Genomic DNA, 18507 nt, shown 5'->3' on the forward strand with positions numbered 1-18507 from the left:
TGTTGGCCTGTTTGGATTCCGCCATTCTTGCCGCCATGCGAGGTCCCGTTCGAGACCACCAAAATCACCTATCGGGGGAAGTCATGAGCATTTCCGGTCGGACAGCCATCGTTGGCGTGTACGAATCTGCCCGGCGCGATGCGCCTCAGGTCCATCCGTATCAGCTCCAGATGGAATGCGTCCTGGGCGCGTTGGCGGACGCCGGGCTGGAACTGGCCGATGTCGACGGACTCTGCGTGGCATCGGGGGACTGGGCGGAAGGCGGCGGCGTGAACAGCGTTACCGAATTTGCCGAATACGCCGGATTGCGTCCCACCTGGTTCAACAGCACGGACGTCGGCGGGTGCTCTTACATCGTGCATGCCGGTCACGCCGCAGCGGCGATCGCGGCGGGCCTGGCTCAGGTCGTGGTGATCAGCTATGCGGCGACGCCGCGATGGTGGCCGCTCACCACCCCCTCGTTCGACCCCTTCGTCTTGCCCGCCGGACCGGGCCAGTATGAACTGCCCTATGGTCCGACGCTGATCTCCGCTTACGCGCTATATGCGCGCCGGCACATGCACCTTTACGGCACCACGCCAGACCAACTGGCAAGCGTGGCAGTCACTTTTCGGTCCCACGCCTCGGCCAATCCCGATGCCAGGCTGCGCACCCCGATTACCGTGGAAGACGTTCTGGCCTCCCCGATGATCGCCGACCCGCTGCATCGCCTGGACTGCTGCGTTGTGACCGATGGCGGCGGCGCGGTGGTGATGACCAGCGCCGAGCGCGCCCGCGATCTCCGGCGAAAGCCCGTCCTGCTGTCGGGATTTGGCGCCGCGACCGTGCGCACGCAGCTCAGTCAGATCGATACTGACCTGAAGACGCCCGCGGCGTTGTCCGGCCCAGCGGCGTTCGCCATGGCGAACATGAAGCCAAGCGACATCGACGTCGCGCAACTCTATGACGCGTTCACCATCACCCCTCTTCTCGCGCTGGAGGACCTGGGGTTCTGCCAGCGCGGCGAAAGCGGCGCCTTCGCCGAAGCCGGTCAGTTGACGCTGGGCGGCGCCCTGCCCTGCAACACGGATGGCGGGGGCCTTTCGTCGAATCATCCCGGCAAGCGCGGCATCTTCGCGCTGATTGAGGGCGCGCGCCAGCTTCGCGGTGAAGGGCCCGGCGTGCAGGTGCCGGATGCCCGGACCGCGCTCGTCCACGGCCTGGGGGGCACGTTCTGCGCCGCCGCGACCGCCATCCTGACCGTTTGAGAGACAGCCATGTTCGACATCAGCCATGCTCCGGTACGCGATGCCACCAGCCAGCCGTTTTGGGACGCTGCCAATGAAGCGCGTCTCCTGATTCAGCAATGCCCTTCGACCGGCGTCTATCAGTGGTATCCCCGCGCGCACAGCGTCACGGCTCCGAAGGTTGCGCCTCGCTGGGTGCCCGCATGCGGCCGCGCCACGTTGTTCTCGTACACGATCATCCGTCGGGGCGGCGTTCAGAAGGCGCCGTACGCCTGCGTGCTGGTCGAGCTTGAAGAAGGTCCGCTCATGCTCACCCGTTGCCTCGTCCTGGAAGGCCTGCGCGTCGGCATGCCCATGCAGGTGAAGTTCGCCTCGCTGGGCGATGGCCTGAGTTTGCCCGTTTTTTCTCCCGTGGAGTCTTGAGTGCGCGTATCCGTCGAACGCATCACAGTCGGGGAACGTTACGTTTCCTCTCGCGTCACCGTCACCGAAAGCCATATCGTGGGCTTTGCGGGATTGACCGGCGACTTCAATCCCTTGCACATGGACGAGGTTGCCGCCCGTGAGAACGGATTCGGCAGGCGCATCGCCCACGGCATGCTGGGACACTCGCTCAGCACCGGTCTGCGCTCGCCCATCGATGATTGGGACATCATCGCCTTCATGGAAACACGGCGCCGCTTTACCGCCCCGATCCTTGCCGGAGACACCGTGAATTACGAGGCCGAAGTGTCCGAGGTCCGCCCCAGCCGCAGCAAGCCGTTCGACGTGGTTCGGGTTTCCATTCGTTTGAAGAACCAGGACGGCGTCGTGGTGCAGGAAGGCGAAGACGTATTCGCGGTCGCCAACGCCGAGGAGAATTGAATGCAGTTACAGCAACGCATGGCAGGCAAGGTAGCTTTGGTCACGGGCGGCGCGGGCGGGATTGGACTGGCCGTATGCCGGCGGTTGCGCGACGAAGGCGCGCGTATCGTTGTCGGCGATATCGGTGAAGGGCGCGTCGCCACTGCAGCCGCCGAGCTGGGCGAAGACGCGATCGGCATTTTTCTCGATGTGGCAGATCGGCACAGTTGGGGCGCCGCACAGCGCGCGATCGACGCGAAAGGCTGGGACGTCGACATCGTCGTCAACGTGGCAGGCATCGTCCGCGACCGGTCGCTCCTCAAAATGTCGGACGCGGAATGGAGCGCCGTCATCGAAGTCAATCTGCGCGGCACCTGGCTGGGCTGCCAGCACGCGTTTCTCTGGATGGCGGAGCGCGGTTGGGGCAGAGTCGTCAACGTGGCCTCCACCGCGATCTTTGGCGCGTACGGTCAGGCCAACTACTCGGCTGCCAAGGCTGGCATCGTCGGCCTTACGCGGACGGCGGCGCTCGAAGGCGCCAAACGCGGCATTCTGGTCAACGCGGTGGCGCCGGGCATTGTCGAGACATCGATCCTGGCCGACGTCCCTGAGGAAGTCCGTGCAGGGTGGCAGGCGAAGATGCCGCTCAAACGCACCGCAAGGCCCGAGGAAATTGCGTCGGTCATTGCCTTTCTGGCGTCGGACGACGCCAGCTACATGACCGGCCAGACCCTGGTCGTCGACGGTGGCGCCACCACCGGCGATTACTGAAAGCAACGTCTAACGATATCAAAGGGAAAAAAATGAAGCACTACACGCGCAGAGAAGTGTTGCGGCTCGGGATGTCCGCAACGGCAATGATGGCGGGCAGCGCGCTGCTGCCCGTTCGCGCCGAGGACAATCCGCTGTACCAGGCCGCCCGCAAGGAAGGCGCCCTGAACCTGTACTGGGGATCGTACGAACAGAAGACAATCGAAGACATCCGCGACGCCTTCGTCAAACGATATCCGGGCATCCAGGTGAATCTGCTCCGGCAAGGCTCGCAGACCGTCTACACGCGTCTCAGGCTCGAGCTGCAGAACAACGCCGCCAATTGCGACTCGCTCGGCACCACAAATCTGCTTCACTACACCGAACTCAAAAAGATCAATGCCCTGATGCCCTACCAGCCCGCGGGTGTGGAGCATCTGCCACAAGCCTTCCGCGCACTGGATACGGACAACATGTTTCACGTGGGCGCAATCAGCCTGACGTCGATCAACTTTCAGCCGCAGAAGGTGGCTACCCCGCCGGATAACTGGCAGGCGCTACTGGATGAAGCGTGGCGCGGCAAGATTACCGTGGGCAGTCCGGCTTCGTCGGGCGACGTGGCGCATTGGGCGCTGGCGATGCGTCACAAGTATGGCGACGAGTTCTTCAAGAAGTTCGCCGCGCAGAAGCCCAAGGTGGGCCAGTCCAACGTGGACACGGTGACCGACATCCTGGCAGGCGAGCGCGTGGTGGGCGCCGCCGCGCCGTTCAGCTACTCGCTGACGCAAAAGGCCGCCGGGCAGCCCGTCGATGTCAAGGTGCCGACTGACGACGCGATCCTGAACCTGGGCCTGACCGCGATTCCGGTCAAGGCGCCGCACCCGAACGCCGCCAAACTGTTCACGGATTTCCTGTACACGACCGAGGTCTCGCAGATTCTTTCGCGCAACTTCTGGCCGACCTTGCGCGCGGATGTCCCTTGGGCGGATGGCCGCAGCCTCGAGAACATCAAGTGGTACCGCAATCCGACGGATGATCTGGCCCGCCGGGTCAATGACACGATCGCCTTGTGGCGCTCGACCGTAGGCTGACGCGCCCTGCCTCAAGACAGAAAAGGGAAATCCATGTCTATGGTACTTACCGGGAGGCCTGCACAGGCCGCCCGGATTTCGCACCGCTTCAATCCTGCGGCGCTTGTGGCGCTGCTCGTGACTGTTGCGCTGGCGCTGCTGGTGTTGCAGCCGGTTGGATGGATCGTTCTAAATGGATGGCGCGACGACCTCACAGGCGATTGGTCGATCGTCAACTATGCGCGCATCTTCAGCTCGCCCGGCTTGATCGAGCCGATGCTCAACTCGCTGATCCTGGCCGGCAGCACAGCGATCCTGGCCACGCTGCTGGGCGTACCGATGGCCTGGCTGGTCGCGCGTACCGACATGCCGGGACGTGGGGCGGTGCGCGTGCTGGTGCTTGCGGCGTTCATCACGCCATCGTTCATTGGCGCCCTGGGCTGGATCCTGCTGGCCGCGCCCAATTCGGGCTGGCTGAATCAATGGCTGCGGCCGTTGCTCGGCGGGGAGTCGCCGCTCAACATCTATTCCATGTGGGGAGCGGTGTTCGTGTGCGCCGTCTATACGGTTCCCTTCACGTTCACCATTGCGGCCACTGCGCTCGACGAAATGGCGGTCGAGCTTGAGGACGCCTCGGCCATGCTGGGCGGTGGCATCCTGCGCACCATGCGAACCATCACGCTGCCCCTGGTCATGCCGGCCATCGTGGTTGGGTTCATCCTGTCGTTCATCCAGGGCATGACGTTGTTCGGGGTGCCGGCGTTTCTACTGACGCCGGCTCGCGTGCCGGTGGTGACGACCAAGCTGGCGGAGTTCTATCAGACCTTTCCGCCCGAACTGAACCTGGCCGCGGCCTATTGCATGCCGATGCTGCTGATGACCGGCGCCTTGTTCTACCTGCGCAAACGCATTCTCGGACGCCGGCAGTACGTCATGATCGGTGGCAAGGCACGTGGATCGCGCCTGGTCGGCCTGGGCAAATGGCGGTGGCCGGCACTGGCTGCGGCAATGATCGTTCCCTTGGTGACGGTGTTCCTGCCCTACGCCGCGCTGGCGCTGGTGTCGCTCAGCAAGGCCTGGGGCCAGGGGCCATCGTGGGACAACCTGACGCTGCACTGGTATCGCTGGGCGGTGCTGGACAATCCCCAGACGCAATCAGCCATCGTCAATTCCCTGAGCTACGCCACGGTGGCGGCGACGTTCTGCCTGCTGCTCGGCGTCGTGGTGGCGTACATGGTCGAACGCCGACTCTTCCGTGGCGCATCGTTGCTGGGCGCCACGGCAACGCTGCCCATCATCATTCCAGGCATCGTATTGTCGGTGGGCTATTTTTCCGCCTTCACGCAACCCATCTATGGGTTGTACGGCAGCGGCGCCCTGCTTGTGCTCGCATTCATCGCGACCTTCCTTCCCATCGCGTACTCGCATGGCGGCTCGATCATTAAGACCATCAGCCCCGATCTGGAAAGAGCCTCGCGCATTCTGGGCGCCGGCGAGGTCCGGACCTTCAGCAGCATCACGCTGCCGCTGATGAAGCCCGGGCTGGTGTCGGGCTGGATGCTGATCTTCATTCCGGTCATGCGCGAGCTGTCGGTGGCGGTGTTTCTCATCACCCCGCAGACCAACGTCATGACCACGCTCATCTACAACTACAAGGACGGCGGCAACTACGAAGCCGTGTGCGCCACCAGCATCGTATTGCTGGTGGGCACGATGTTCATCGTCCTGCTGGGCAGGGTACTGTCGAATCTGGCACGCCGCCGTCGTGCCGCACCTGTTTCTCTCGGAGTCGGCTCGTGAAGGCTATTCGAATTCAAGGACTTACCAAGAACTACGGCGCGCATCAGGTGCTGCGCGGCATCGACCTGGAGTTGGCCCAGGGCGAACTGCTCGCATTGCTGGGGCCCTCGGGCTGCGGCAAGTCGACCACATTGCAGATGCTGGCGGGCTTCGACCAACCCACCAATGGCTCGATCTGGATCGGCGAACGCCAGGTGTCAGGCAAAGGCGTCATGATTCCGCCCGAGCGCCGCAACATCTCTCTGGTGTTCCAGAACTACGCCGTGTGGCCGCACAAGACCGTGTTCGAGAACGTCGCCTTTGGCCTGCAGGTGCGCAAGGTCTCCGGTGCCGAGCTGGAGGCGCGCGTCAAGAAGGCGCTGGACACCGTCCGGCTCACGGCGCTGGCGCACCGCTATCCTTCCGAGCTTTCCGGCGGGCAGCAGCAGCGCGTGGCGCTCGCTCGGGCGTTGGTCGTCGAGCCGGGCATCCTGCTGCTCGACGAGCCCTTGTCCAATCTGGATGCGCACTTGCGCGAGGAAATGCGCCATGAAATCCGTCAGGTGCATGACATGTTGGGCCTGACGACCGTGTACGTCACCCACGACCAGGGCGAGGCGCTAGTGACGGCGGACAAGATCGCCGTTATGCAGGGCGGGCAGGTCCAGCAGTTCGACAGCCCGGTCAACGTGTTCACTAGGCCCGCAAACACCTTCGTGGCGTCATTCATCGGCAACAACAACGAACTGCGCGGCACGCTGTCTGCGCCTGGCACGCTTCAATGCGGGGATATCACGCTGCACGGCGAAGATCGGAGCGGAGCCCGCGCCGGCGGCGACGCATGCCTTTGCATCCGTCCGTCCGCCGTGCGCTTGGGACGGCACGAGCACGCGAACCAACTGTCCGGCACGGTAACGCGCGTCGCCTATCTTGGCGAGTACCGAGACGTGCTGATCGAAGTGCGCCCTGGCCTGACGGTTCGTGCATTTGTCGACCCGACCACAAATATCGAAATGGGCCAGCGGACCGACGTGAGCCTGCCGATTTCGCACTGCCAGCTTTTGAGCGTTTCCACGACCTAGGAGCCAATGTTGACTGTCCAGCATTCCCACATTCGCAACGAGCTGATGAACGGCGTGTTGTGGATCATGTTCGACCGCCCTTCGGCGCGCAATGCCATGACAATGGACATGGAACATCAAATCCTCTCTCTGTGCCAGCGCGCGGCCGATGATGAAGCCGTCAAGGCGGTGATTTTCAGCGGCGCGCCGGCGGAAAGGCCCGCCTTCATGGCCGGCGCGGACTTCGGCGAACTCGAATCCGCCACCACGCCGGAAGAGTTCGTGGCGCTGGAGCGCAGCAGCGAGACGCTGCTCGAGGCCATCGAGGGCCTGCGCAAGCCTACCGTCGCCGCCATCGCGGGCGCCTGCGTGGGTCAAGGCGCGTTGCTTGCCATGAGCTGCGACATTCGGCTTGCCAGCAACTCGCTGAAATTCGGATTTCCAATCGCGCGCACCGTGGGCAATTGCCTGAGCGCGAGGAACTACGCCCGCCTCACGGAGAATCTTGGCGTGGCGCGTGTCCGCGACATGGTGTTTTCAGCCAGCCTGCTAAGTGCGAACGATCTGCGCGAAGCCGGCACGATCCGCGAAGTCGTCGAAGAAGACCGACTGCATTCCCGTGCGCAGGAAATTGCGGAACAGGTGCAGACCCTCGCACCGCTGACGCTTTGGGCCACCAAGACCTCGCTACTTCGCTTGCGCGATGCCTCGCTGCAAGGTATCGAGGACGAGGACCTCTTGTCCGCCTGCTACATGTCGGCGGATTTCCAGGAGGGCGTTCGCGCATTCATGGAGAAGCGGAGTCCCATCTGGCAAGGCAGATAGCACGACAGCCGCGCACGATGGGCGCGTCGCGCCCGGTCGGGGGCTGGCGAATCCGCGGCTTGCAAGGACCCGTGCTTTTCTTGCACGGGTCCTTGCAAACTAAGCGATTGTTGTCCGCGGCGCATAGCCTCAACATGGCTGAATATAAACCTCATAGGGCCTCGCGCTCCATACCGCAAAATGAATGCACAGATTGCACAAGACAAGCCTCTGCAAGGGCTGAAGGTCCTCGATATCACCCATATGCTGGCCGGGCCTTACTGCACGTGGATGCTCGGGCTGATGGGCGCCGATGTCATCAAGGTGGAGCGACCCGGAGAAGGTGATTTTGCCCGGGCCATTGCGCCGTTCCGGGACGAGGAAAGCCTGTACTTCATGAGCGTGAACCGCAACAAGCGCAGCATCACGCTCAATCTCAAGACGGAAGAAGGCAAGCAGATTCTTCGCGACTTGATCGTGCAGAGCGACATCCTCGTGGAGAATAATCGCGCCGGCGTCATGGACCGGCTGGGTCTGGGATATCAGGACGCCTGCGCGATCAATCCGCGGCTGATCTACGCGTCGATCTCCGGCTATGGCCAGACCGGACCGTACCGGCACAAGCCGGCATTCGACGTGATCGCACAAGCGGTGTCCGGCATGATGAGCATCACGGGTCAGGAGGGTGGCCCTCCCGCTCGCGTCGGCGTGTCCATCGGCGACATCGCGTCCGGACTGTTCGCCGCCGTCGCGGTGCTTGCCGCCGTCGAGGGCCGCCACAAAAGCGGCGAAGGCGCGTTCGTCGACGTGTCCATGATGGATTGCCAACTGGCGCTGATGGAGAACGCGGTTTCGCGGTATCTGAATGCTGGCGAAGTCCCTGTCCGCCTAGGCAGCCGTCATCCGTTGATCGCGCCCTTCCAGTCCTTCAACACGGCCGATCAGCCCATTGCCATTTGCGTGGATACCGAGCCCCAATGGCACCGCTTCTGTCACGCGTTGGGGGTGGAAGCGCTACTGGACGATCCGCGCTTTGCAGATGGTCCGATGCGCGCGGCGCGGCACGCGGAATTGGAGCCACTGCTCAACGCCGTTTTCTCCCAAGGGCGGCGGGATGATTTTCTTGAACGCCTTGAAGCGGCCGATGTGCCCTGCAGTCCCATCAACAGCATTCCCGAGGTTACGCAAGATCCCCAGGTCGCACATCGGCAGGTGCTGGTAGAGGTTCCGGAGGCGTCGGGCATCAAATATGTGGGAGCGCCCTTTCATTACAACGGCGGGCCGGTGTCGGGCGAAACCGCCCCACCCGCCCTCGGCGCGCACAGTGAAGAGATTTTGGCTGAACTCGGCCTGGACAATGTGCGGATAGCCGAGCTGCGGCGGAATGGTGTTCTATAGGCTCCTGCTTTCAGCTCACGATCCCATCAACTCCACGGTCGCAACAGCTCAACGCATGCGTCGCACTTGCGCGCCGTGGAGTCGGATCGGAATCAGAACAAGAGGCACAACATCCCGCTGTGCGAAACCTGTGACTGGCTAATACCCGCGCTGACTGTTCCAAGTTTGATCCAGCCGGCTCTGTTGGTATCGTCGCAGACCATAAGTTGAACGGATGTCAGCGGAACAAGTTTAGGTACGCAATAGGTGCGATGCTGGGGATCCTCGCAGGTGCATCTCCCCTTTTCAGTGGTTGTCGTGGCCAACAACGACGCTGAGTACGCCATACCGAACCCGAAGCGGCCGGGGAGAGGCGCGCGCTTGAAGGTGCCAACCGACCATCCGTCGTGCGCGAGCGCCCCGCGCGTAAGGAGCCGGGGAGGGGGAGCCCGGCCTCCAGAGATTTCCGCCTCTCGAAGATGACCGACCAACGCGAAGTAAAAGTGCACTCGGTCATCGACGTACGCGTATGGGATCGCGCCGAGTGGACAGGCGCTGCCTATGGAGTGGCGCATCCCGAGGCATTCGCAGCTAACCAAGACTGGCATCGCGCGGACCGTAACGCCAGCGAACGAGGTTTCTTGAACGCCGGTCGCTTGTCCGCAAGGCCCCACGCGGCGCGCGGACGTTCATCTAGAGAGCCAACACCATAACCAGAGCCCTTAAGACTTCTGGCGGCCGTAGTCGGCGCCGGGAACTGGGGTCAAAGCGGCCGCGAACTAGCCGGTTGCCGCTGTGGAGGGGACAGATCTCTGCGAACGGTAGAAAAGTTGAATGAATTTTCTGTGGAAAATTCCAACTTGAGTGAACTTTTCGCGCCTAAAACCAACTTCAATGAACCAATACCGCGAGAATTTGGAGGGTGCATTACGGCCTCCCGTCGTCGGGATATTGGGACCTCGACCGCAAAAAATCGTGATGCCCCGCATGGATTGCGGCTTCCAGCGCATTTTGGAGTTCCAAGTTCAGTGAACCGAATCTCAAGTTGAATGAGCTTCGACAGCCGGCTTCGACAAATGCCCCCCCAAATATGTAACAGCCGCCCCTCCCCCCCTTGAACCCTGCAACATCATCCCTATAATTAGCACTCGACACCGGTGAGTGCTAACAGCCCTCCCGGGGCTAACCGATCATTCACTTTCATTCAAGTAAACAGGAGTTCCTCATGGCCTTGCGTCCCCTGGGCGATCGCGTGATCGTCAAACGCCTCGAAAACGAGCGCAAGACTGCCTCGGGCATCGTCATCCCCGACAGCGCCGCAGAAAAGCCTGATCAAGGCGAAGTCGTGGCCGTCGGCCCCGGCAAGAAGACCGAAGACGGCAAGATCCTGCCGGTTGACCTGAAGGCTGGCGACAAGGTTCTGTTCGGCAAGTATGCCGGCCAGTCCGTGAAGGTTGATGGCGAAGAATTGCTCGTCATCCGCGAGGACGAAATCCTCGCCGTGGTTCAGTAAACCCCGCCTCAAACGAATTTTCGAAGGAAGCTAACAAATGGCTGCCAAGCAAGTATTGTTCGGTGACGACGCCCGTGTGCGTATCGTCCGCGGCGTGAATGTTCTCGCCAACGCTGTTAAGACCACCCTGGGCCCCAAGGGTCGCAACGTCGTGCTGGAGCGCTCGTTCGGCGCCCCGACCGTTACCAAGGACGGCGTGTCCGTCGCCAAGGAAATCGAACTGAAGGACAAGTTCGAGAACATCGGCGCACAACTGGTCAAGGACGTTGCCTCCAAGACCTCCGACAACGCCGGTGACGGCACCACGACCGCCACCGTGCTGGCTCAAGCCATCGTCATGGAAGGCCTGAAGTACGTTGCCGCCGGTTTCAACCCGATCGACCTGAAGCGCGGTATCGACAAGGCTGTCGCCGCCGCCGTGGCTGAACTGAAGAAGCAATCCAAGCCGGTCACGACCAGCAAGGAAATCGCTCAAGTCGGTTCCATCTCGGCCAACAGCGATGCCTCCATCGGCCAGATCATCGCTGACGCGATGGACAAGGTTGGCAAGGAAGGCGTCATCACCGTCGAAGACGGCAAGTCGCTGGAAAACGAGCTGGACGTCGTCGAAGGCATGCAATTCGACCGCGGCTACCTGTCGCCCTACTTCATCAACAGCCCGGAAAAGCAAGTTGCCGTGCTGGAAGATCCGTATGTCCTGATTTTCGACAAGAAGATCAGCAACATCCGTGACCTGCTGCCCGTGCTGGAGCAAGTTGCCAAGTCGAGCCGTCCGCTGCTGATCATCGCCGAAGACGTCGAAGGCGAAGCGCTGGCCACCCTGGTTGTGAACAACATCCGTGGCATCCTGAAGACCACCGCCGTCAAGGCGCCGGGCTTCGGCGACCGCCGCAAGGCCATGCTGGAAGACATCGCCATCCTGACGGGCGGCACGGTGATCTCCGAAGAAACCGGCATGTCGCTGGAAAAGGCCGGCCTGGCTGAATTGGGCCAAGCCAAGCGCATCGAAGTGGGCAAGGAAAACACGACGATCATCGACGGCGCTGGCGACAGCAAGTCGATCGAGGCTCGCGTCAAGCAAGTCCGTATCCAGATCGAAGAAGCCACGTCCGACTACGACCGTGAAAAGCTGCAAGAACGCGTGGCCAAGCTGGCCGGCGGTGTTGCCGTGATTCGCGTTGGCGCTGCCACCGAAGTCGAAATGAAGGAAAAGAAGGCTCGCGTCGAAGACGCCCTGCACGCTACCCGCGCCGCAGTGGAAGAAGGCGTTGTGGCTGGCGGCGGTGTTGCACTGCTGCGCGCCAAGCAAGCCATTGCTGAACTGAAGGGCGACACGCCTGACCAGAACGCCGGTATCAAGCTGATCCTGCGTGCTGTGGAAGAGCCGCTGCGCACCATCGTCACGAACGCCGGCGAAGAAGCCAGCGTCGTGGTCAGCAACGTGCTGAACGGCAAGGGCAACTACGGCTACAACGCCGCAACCGGCGAGTACACCGACCTGGTTGAGCAAGGCGTTCTGGATCCCACCAAGGTGACCCGTACCGCCCTGCAAAACGCTGCCTCGGTTGCCAGCCTGCTGCTGACGGCTGAAGCCGCCGTGGTCGAACTGGCCGAAGACAAGCCCGCTGCCCCGGCCATGCCGGGTGGCATGGGCGGCATGGGCGGCATGGACTTCTAAGTCCCGCTTTCCTTGCACGGCCTCCCCGGCGTCAAAGCCGGGGAATGCAGTATCTGAAAAACCCTCGGACCTTCGCCCCGGGGGTTTTTCTTTTTGTCGGCCGCCAATGCGTACAACATGGCGGCCGCATTCTTTGCCTGTTGTTTCCACAGCGCCCCCAGGCTCCCCGGCAAGCACACGTTTGCGCACAAACTCACGGTTTCCCCGTGGCGCATCCGTCCCTACAATGAAGGCTCCTTCGCCCCACGCCGCCCAGCCCTATGCGCCTTCCCCAAAGCCTGCGAGCCTTGCGCCCGTCCGAGATCGGCGGGCTGTTGATGGATTCCGCCAACCAGTGGTCCAGCCACCGCGCGTCCAGCAAAGGGGCCGCGCTGGCGCTGTATATGGTGTTTTCACTGGCGCCGATGCTGATTCTGGTGATCGCGGTGGCGGGCGCGTTCTATGGCGAAGACGCGGTGCGTTCCGAACTGTTTCTGCAGATGCGCGACTTGACCGGCGAGCGCGGCGCGGAAGTCATTCAAACGGTATTGGCCAGCGCCCACGAATCAGGCGGCGGGTGGATTGCCGCGCTGATTTCGATTTTTGTGCTGATCTTCAGCGCCACCACGGCGTTTGCCGAACTGAAGGCAAGCCTGGACGATTTGTGGGACGTGTCCGCCAACCAGAAAGGCGGCATCCACGGCATGGTGCGCAGCCGCATGTTGTCGTTTGGGCTGGTGCTGGTGCTGGCGCTGTTTCTGCTGGTGTCGCTGACTGTGAATGCGGTGCTGGGCGCCGCGAGAAAATTGTATGGCGACATGTGGATGGCCTCAACTTTCGCGACGGTGCTGGACTGGGTGTCGACGCTGTTCTCCTTTTCGGTGGTGGTGGCGCTGTTCGCGGTGATCTTCAAGCTGCTGCCCAGCGCCAAGATTTCCTGGCCGGACGTGATACCCGGCGCCATCGTGACGGCCGCGCTGTTCCTCGTGGGCAAGTGGGGCATCGGCCTGTATTTGAGCCGGGGCGCGGCGGTGTCGGCCTATGGCGCGGCGGGGTCGCTGATTGCCCTGTTGCTGTGGATTTACTATTCCGCGCAGATCTTTTTCTTTGGCGCGGTGTTCACGCGGCAGTTCGCGCTGCGCTTTGGCAAGTCGGCCAAGACCGATGCAGCGGATGCAGGCGATGCAGGCGACGAAACCGACAAGACGGACGAGACGGACAAGACGGACGAGAGCGGCAAGACCGACAAAGCGGACGCAAGCTCGCCGACGCCTCCAGGGCAGCCGTAAGCTCCGTACTTCGCAGGTCAACACAACAGGACGATGGCTCGCGGCGCACCGCCCGGGCGACCGCAAGCATGTCGAACTTTCGCATCACGCCCAACGCGCTCAGCCATAAACTGAAGCTGCATCAGCTACAGATTTTTGAGCGCGTGCTGGCGCGCCGGTCGCTGTCGCGCGCGGCCAGCGAACTGCACCTGACCCAACCCACCGTCACCAAGGCCATCCACGACCTGGAAACGTTCTTCGGTGCGACCTTGTTTGAACGTTCGAACCGGGGGGTCACGCCCACCGAGCTTGCCCTGGTGTTGGGGCGCCGCGTTCACGCCATGCTGGCCGAAGTGCGCTACATGGCCGACGACATCGACGCGGTGCTGGGCGGCGCCAGCGGTCACGTGGTGGTGGGCACGCTGATTGCCGCGTCCGCCAAGCTGCTGCCCGAAGCCATCGCGCGCTTGATGACCGACCACCCCGGCATCCAGGTCACCGTGCGCGAAGGGCCGTCCGCGCAACTGCTGCCCGCGCTGGCCACGGGCGACGTGGACATCGTCGTGGGCCGCCTGCCCGGCGCCGACATGGCGTCGATCTCGGGCGTGGCGGTGGACCACCACAAGCTATACCGCGAAGCGCTGTGCCTGGTGGTGGGCGCGCAGCATCCCCTGGCCGCCGCGCAAGACATCGCCTTAGCGGATCTGGCCGATCACATCTGGATCTTGCCCGCGCCCACCTCGCCGTTGCGGGCCTCCGTGGAACGCACCTTCTTTGATGCGGGCTTGCGCCTGCCCGCCCGCCACGTGGAATCGCTGTCGCTGCTGACCAATATCGGCATCCTGATGCACAGCGAGGCGCTGGCGTTGATTCCCTATGACGCGGCGGCGCAGTTTTTGTCCATGGGCTTGTTGGCGCGACTGCCCACTACCGTGTTCGGGGATTTTGGCGACGTGGGCTATTCCGTCCGCGCCGACCGCCCGATAACGCCTGCCTGCCAGCGCTTGGTGGAATATCTGAAAGCCATCGCTGCGCAGCGCGGCTGAAGCACACGCCCGCCGCGCAACCATGCTGAAAGCGCACAGCGCAACGATGCTGAAACCGCGCGGCAGGCTGCCGCGCGCCCGCTCTACGGGAAACCCCGCGATAGATAAGCCGCATACCCAAGCGCGCAATTTCTATTATTCCCCTGGCGCGCTCGCCGCCTAGACTGCATCAAACTCGCCTTCCGGAGATCTTCATGCCCGCCTACGGCCCGCCGTTGAATTTCCAGCGCTGGATCGACGACCACGCCCACCTGCTCAAGCCGCCGGTCGGCAACCAGCAGATCTGGCAAGACGCCGACTTCATCGTCACCGTGGTCGGTGGCCCGAACCACCGCACCGACTATCACGACGACCCGCTGGAAGAGTTCTTCTACCAGTTTCGCGGCAACGCCTGGCTGTCCTTGTGGGTGGACGGCAAGGCCGAACGTGTCGACCTGAAGGAAGGCGACATCTTTCTCTTGCCGCCGCACGTGCGCCATTCGCCGCAACGCCCCGAAGCCGACAGCGCCTGTCTGGTCATCGAACGCCAGCGCCCCGTTGGCCTGCTCGATGGCTTTGAATGGTATTGCCCCCACTGCGGCCATTTGGTGCATCGCGTGGAGGTGCAATTGAAAAGCATCGTGACCGACTTGCCGCCGCTGTTCCAGGCGTTCTACGACAGCCCTGACAAGCGCACCTGCCCTGGCTGCGGCCAGATGCACCCCGGCAAAGGCCACGCGCCCACGCAGCAGGCAACCCAGCAGACGACCCAGCAGGCCACATAGCCAGCCGCTGAACCAGCCGCGCAGCAAGCCACATAGCAGGCCAAACCCGCCTCTAGCATCCTCTCTATTGCAAAGCCCCCATGATTCAGAAAATCGACATGCACGCCCACTTCTTTCCGCCGATCACGCTGCAGGAAGCGGCGGCGCTGGACCCGGTCAACGCGCCCTGGCTGCGTCCGGATGCCGACGGCACCACCGGCCAGATCATGGCGGGCGACCGCGAGTTCCGCCCGGTGGACGCCACCTTGTGGGACCCGGCGCTGCGCGTGGCGCAGATGGACCGCCATGGCGTGGACGTACAGATCCTGTGCGCCACACCCATCATGTTCGGCTACACCTACCCCGGCCAGGCCGCCGCCGATTGGGCCGCCCGAATGAATGACCTGGCATTGGAGCACTGCGCCCACGCGCCGTCGCGGTTGAAAGCACTGGCGCAAGTGCCCTTGCAAGACCTGGACCTGGCCTGCAAGGAAGCGTCGCGTGCACGCGCCGCCGGCCATCTGGGCGTGCAGATCGGCAACCACGTCGGCCCCCGCGACCTGGACGACGAATTGCTGGTGCAGTTTCTGATTCACTGCGCCAACAACGACATCCCCGTGCTGGTGCATCCCTGGGACATGATGACCGACGGCCGCATGAAGAAATGGATGCTGCCCTGGCTGGTGGCCATGCCGGCTGAAACGCAGTTGGGGATTCTGTCGCTGATTCTGTCGGGCGCGTTTGAACGCATTCCGCGCAGCCTGAAGCTGTGCTTCGCGCATGGCGGCGGCAGTTTTGCGTACCTGCTGGGGCGCGTGGACAACGCCTGGCGCCATCGCGACATCATCCGCCAGGACTGCCCGCAATTGCCCTCGTCGTACACCGACCGCTTCTACACCGACAGCGCCGTGTTCGACGCGCGCTCGCTGCGCCTGTTGATCGACGTCATGGGCGAAGACCGCGTGCTGCTGGGCTCCGATTATCCCTATCCGCTGGGCGAGCAGGACGTGGGCCGCCTGGTGGCGCACGCCGAGCTGGTGCCTGACGTGCAGCAAAAGATTCTGTTCCGCAACACGATGACGTTCTTTGGCCTGACGCCGTAGCTCATCAAGCCGCACTTCGCCAGCTATACCTCGCCGGCCGCACCTCGCCGGCCGCACCAAAACACCACGACCGTGACACACGGCAACTCAAGGGAAAACACCATGAAACGCACCACCACGCTGACCGCCGCCGCGGTCCTGGGACTGGGCCTGGGCCTGGGCCTGACCCTCCCCGCCGCCGCGATGGCCGACGTGAAAATCGGCCTGTTGACCACATTGACCGGCCCCGGCTCCGTACTCGGGCAAGACCAACTGGATGGCTTCATGCTGGCCGTGGAGCAAGGCGGCGGCAAGTTGGGCGGCGTGCCGGTGCAGGTCATCAAGGAAGACGACCAGTTCAAGCCCGAGGTGGGCGTGCAGGCCGCGCGCAAGCTGGTGCAAAGCGACAAGGTGCCCATCATTACCGGCGTGGTGTATTCCAACGTGATGCTGGCCGTGGTGCGGCCGGTGACCACCGCCGGCGTGTTCCTGGTGGGGTCCAACGCGGGCCCGACCAACCTGGCCGGCAAGGACTGTTCGCCGTATTTCTTTTCCACGTCCTGGAACAACACGCAGCGCCACGAAGGCAGCGGCGAAATGGCCAACCAGATGGGCTTCAAGAAGGTCTACCTGCTTGCCCCCAACTACCAGGCCGGCAAGGACGCCATGGCCGGTTTCAAGCGCTTCTACAAGGGCGAGATCGCCAACGAAGTATTCACGCAGGTCAACCAGCCCGACTACTCGGTGGAACTGGCGGCGCTGGCGGATGCGAAGCCCGACGCCGCCTACGTGTTCTTTCCTGGCGGCATGGGCGTGAACTTCATCAAGCAGTACCGCCAGGCGGGGCTGTTCGGCAAGATTCCGCTGTTGTCGGTGGACACCATCGACGGCGCCACGCTGCCGGCCTTGCAGCAAGACGCGCTGGGCGCGGTGACCAACGTGCCGTATTCGCCTGATCTGGACAACGCCGCCAACAAGGCGTTTGCCGCCGCGTTCCGGCAGAAGTACGGCCGCGAACCGTCCAGCTACGCCGCGCAATCGTTTGACGCGGCCCAATTGATTGGCTCGGCCTTGAAGAAAACGGGCGGCAAGGTCGACGACAAGGACGCGCTGCGCAAAGCGCTGGAAGCCGCCGACTTTGCGTCCGTGCGCGGTGAATTCCGCTACCAGCCCAACCACTTCCCGGTGGCCGGATTTTTCCGCGCGGACGTCCAGGCGGGCGCGGACGGCAAGGTGGCCTTTGTGAACAAGGGACCCATCTTTCCAGACCTGTCCAAAGTGTCCGACCAGTACGCTGCCCAATGCGTGATGAAGTAAAGCGGGTGGCCCGGCCGGCCGCTTGCGCAAGGGGATTCCCATGTCCATGACACTGCTGCTGGTGCAGGCCTTGAACGGCTTGCAGCTAGGCATACTACTGTTCCTGTTGGCTGCCGGGCTGACGCTGGTGTTCGGCATCATGAACTTCATCAACCTGGCGCACGGCTCGCTGTACATGATGGGCGCGTTCATCGCGGCCACCGTGTTCCGCCACACGGGTTCGTTCCTGCTGGCGGGCGCCGCCGTCATCGCGGGCATGGCGGCCCTGGGCCTGCTGCTGGACCGCATAGCGCTGGCGCGGCTGTACCCGCGCGACCATCTGGATCAGGTGCTGGCCACCTTTGGCTTCATCCTGTTCTTCAACGAACTGACGCGCATCATCTGGGGGCCCGCACCCATCAGCATGGGGCTGCCGTCGTGGCTGTCGGGCACCATCGACATCCTGGGCGTCACGTATCCGCTGTACCGCTTTCTGATCATCGTGGTGGGCCTGCTGGTGGCGGCCGGCTGCTATGTGCTGATCCACCGCACGCGGCTGGGCATGCTGATACGGGCGGGGTCCACCGACCGCATGATGGTGGGCGCCCTGGGCGTGAACATTGCGCGGCTGAACACCTTGCTGTTCGTGCTGGGCGCGGTGCTGGCGGGCCTGGCGGGGTTGATGGCCGGCCCCATCCTGTCGGCGCAGACCGGCATGGGCGAACCCATCCTGATCCTGACGCTGGTGGTGATCGTCATCGGCGGTATCGGCTCGGTGCGCGGGGCGTTCCTGGCCGCGCTGATGGTGGGGCTGATCGACACGCTGGGCCGCGCGCTGCTGCCCACGCTGCTGCGCGCGGCCTTGCCGCCCGCCGCCGCCAACGCAGCCGGCCCGGCAATTGCGTCCATGTTGATCTACATCGTGATGGCGCTGGTGCTGGCGATGCGGCCGCAGGGCCTGTTTCCCGTCAAGCACGGCTAAGGAGAACCTC

Annotated in this window: 17 protein-coding genes; all 17 read left to right on the forward strand. The window is 63.2% G+C overall.

What is annotated here, in order from left to right; all coding sequences use genetic code 11:
• The first annotated feature begins 83 nt into the window (after positions 1–83).
• The 17 genes from P8T11_RS15005 to P8T11_RS15085 all read left to right on the forward strand — a co-directional run bounded on the left by P8T11_RS15005 (position 84) and on the right by P8T11_RS15085 (position 18497).
• Positions 84–1247 (forward strand): thiolase C-terminal domain-containing protein, encoded by a 1164-nt coding sequence (locus tag P8T11_RS15005; RefSeq protein ID WP_268081199.1) that lies wholly within the window; start codon positions 84–86, stop codon positions 1245–1247.
• Positions 1248–1256: 9 nt separating this feature from the next.
• Positions 1257–1649, forward strand: coding sequence for a Zn-ribbon domain-containing OB-fold protein (locus P8T11_RS15010; protein WP_268081198.1), 393 nt, complete (start codon positions 1257–1259; stop codon positions 1647–1649).
• A complete protein-coding gene (locus P8T11_RS15015; protein WP_268081197.1) occupies positions 1650–2090 on the forward strand; it encodes a MaoC/PaaZ C-terminal domain-containing protein in 441 nt (146 codons plus the stop codon).
• Positions 2091–2840 (forward strand): SDR family oxidoreductase, encoded by a 750-nt coding sequence (locus tag P8T11_RS15020; protein WP_268081196.1) that lies wholly within the window; start codon positions 2091–2093, stop codon positions 2838–2840. It abuts the gene before it with no gap.
• Between the two features lie 32 nt (positions 2841–2872).
• Positions 2873–3910 carry an ABC transporter substrate-binding protein gene (locus tag P8T11_RS15025; protein WP_326494517.1) on the forward strand — a complete coding sequence of 346 codons (1038 nt, stop codon included), beginning with the start codon at positions 2873–2875 and terminating at the stop codon, positions 3908–3910.
• 33 nt (positions 3911–3943) lie between these two features.
• Positions 3944–5689 (forward strand): ABC transporter permease, encoded by a 1746-nt coding sequence (locus P8T11_RS15030; protein ID WP_268081194.1) that lies wholly within the window; start codon positions 3944–3946, stop codon positions 5687–5689.
• Positions 5686–6750, forward strand: a complete 1065-nt coding sequence (locus P8T11_RS15035; RefSeq protein ID WP_268081193.1) for an ABC transporter ATP-binding protein — start codon at positions 5686–5688, stop codon at positions 6748–6750. Before P8T11_RS15030 ends, P8T11_RS15035 begins: the two co-directional genes overlap by 4 nt.
• A 6-nt stretch (positions 6751–6756) precedes the next feature.
• Positions 6757–7554, forward strand: coding sequence for an enoyl-CoA hydratase (locus P8T11_RS15040; RefSeq protein WP_268081192.1), 798 nt, complete (start codon positions 6757–6759; stop codon positions 7552–7554).
• A gap of 180 nt (positions 7555–7734) precedes the next feature.
• Positions 7735–8931, forward strand: coding sequence for a CaiB/BaiF CoA transferase family protein (locus P8T11_RS15045; RefSeq protein WP_268081191.1), 1197 nt, complete (start codon positions 7735–7737; stop codon positions 8929–8931).
• 1204 nt (positions 8932–10135) lie between these two features.
• A complete protein-coding gene (groES, locus tag P8T11_RS15050; RefSeq protein WP_006221616.1) occupies positions 10136–10423 on the forward strand; it encodes a co-chaperone GroES in 288 nt (95 codons plus the stop codon).
• 37 nt (positions 10424–10460) lie between these two features.
• Positions 10461–12101: a chaperonin GroEL gene (gene groL / locus P8T11_RS15055; protein WP_104142010.1), complete on the forward strand. Its 1641-nt coding sequence runs from the start codon at positions 10461–10463 to the stop codon at positions 12099–12101.
• Between the two features lie 260 nt (positions 12102–12361).
• On the forward strand, positions 12362–13369 hold the full coding sequence (locus tag P8T11_RS15060) for a YihY/virulence factor BrkB family protein (protein WP_268081190.1): 1008 nt from the start codon (positions 12362–12364) through the stop codon (positions 13367–13369).
• A gap of 68 nt (positions 13370–13437) precedes the next feature.
• On the forward strand, positions 13438–14394 hold the full coding sequence (locus P8T11_RS15065) for a LysR substrate-binding domain-containing protein (protein WP_268081189.1): 957 nt from the start codon (positions 13438–13440) through the stop codon (positions 14392–14394).
• Positions 14395–14588: 194 nt separating this feature from the next.
• Positions 14589–15158 (forward strand): 3-hydroxyanthranilate 3,4-dioxygenase, encoded by a 570-nt coding sequence (locus P8T11_RS15070; RefSeq protein ID WP_268081188.1) that lies wholly within the window; start codon positions 14589–14591, stop codon positions 15156–15158.
• 80 nt (positions 15159–15238) lie between these two features.
• Positions 15239–16240 (forward strand): amidohydrolase family protein, encoded by a 1002-nt coding sequence (locus tag P8T11_RS15075; RefSeq protein ID WP_268081187.1) that lies wholly within the window; start codon positions 15239–15241, stop codon positions 16238–16240.
• A gap of 102 nt (positions 16241–16342) precedes the next feature.
• On the forward strand, positions 16343–17536 hold the full coding sequence (locus tag P8T11_RS15080; protein WP_268081186.1) for an ABC transporter substrate-binding protein: 1194 nt from the start codon (positions 16343–16345) through the stop codon (positions 17534–17536).
• A 40-nt stretch (positions 17537–17576) separates the two neighbouring features.
• Positions 17577–18497, forward strand: coding sequence for a branched-chain amino acid ABC transporter permease (locus P8T11_RS15085; protein ID WP_050449601.1), 921 nt, complete (start codon positions 17577–17579; stop codon positions 18495–18497).
• Positions 18498–18507: the final 10 nt, after the last annotated feature.

The organism is Achromobacter spanius (genome assembly GCF_029637605.1).
GTDB classification, from domain to species: Bacteria; Pseudomonadota; Gammaproteobacteria; order Burkholderiales; family Burkholderiaceae_B; genus Achromobacter; species Achromobacter spanius_E.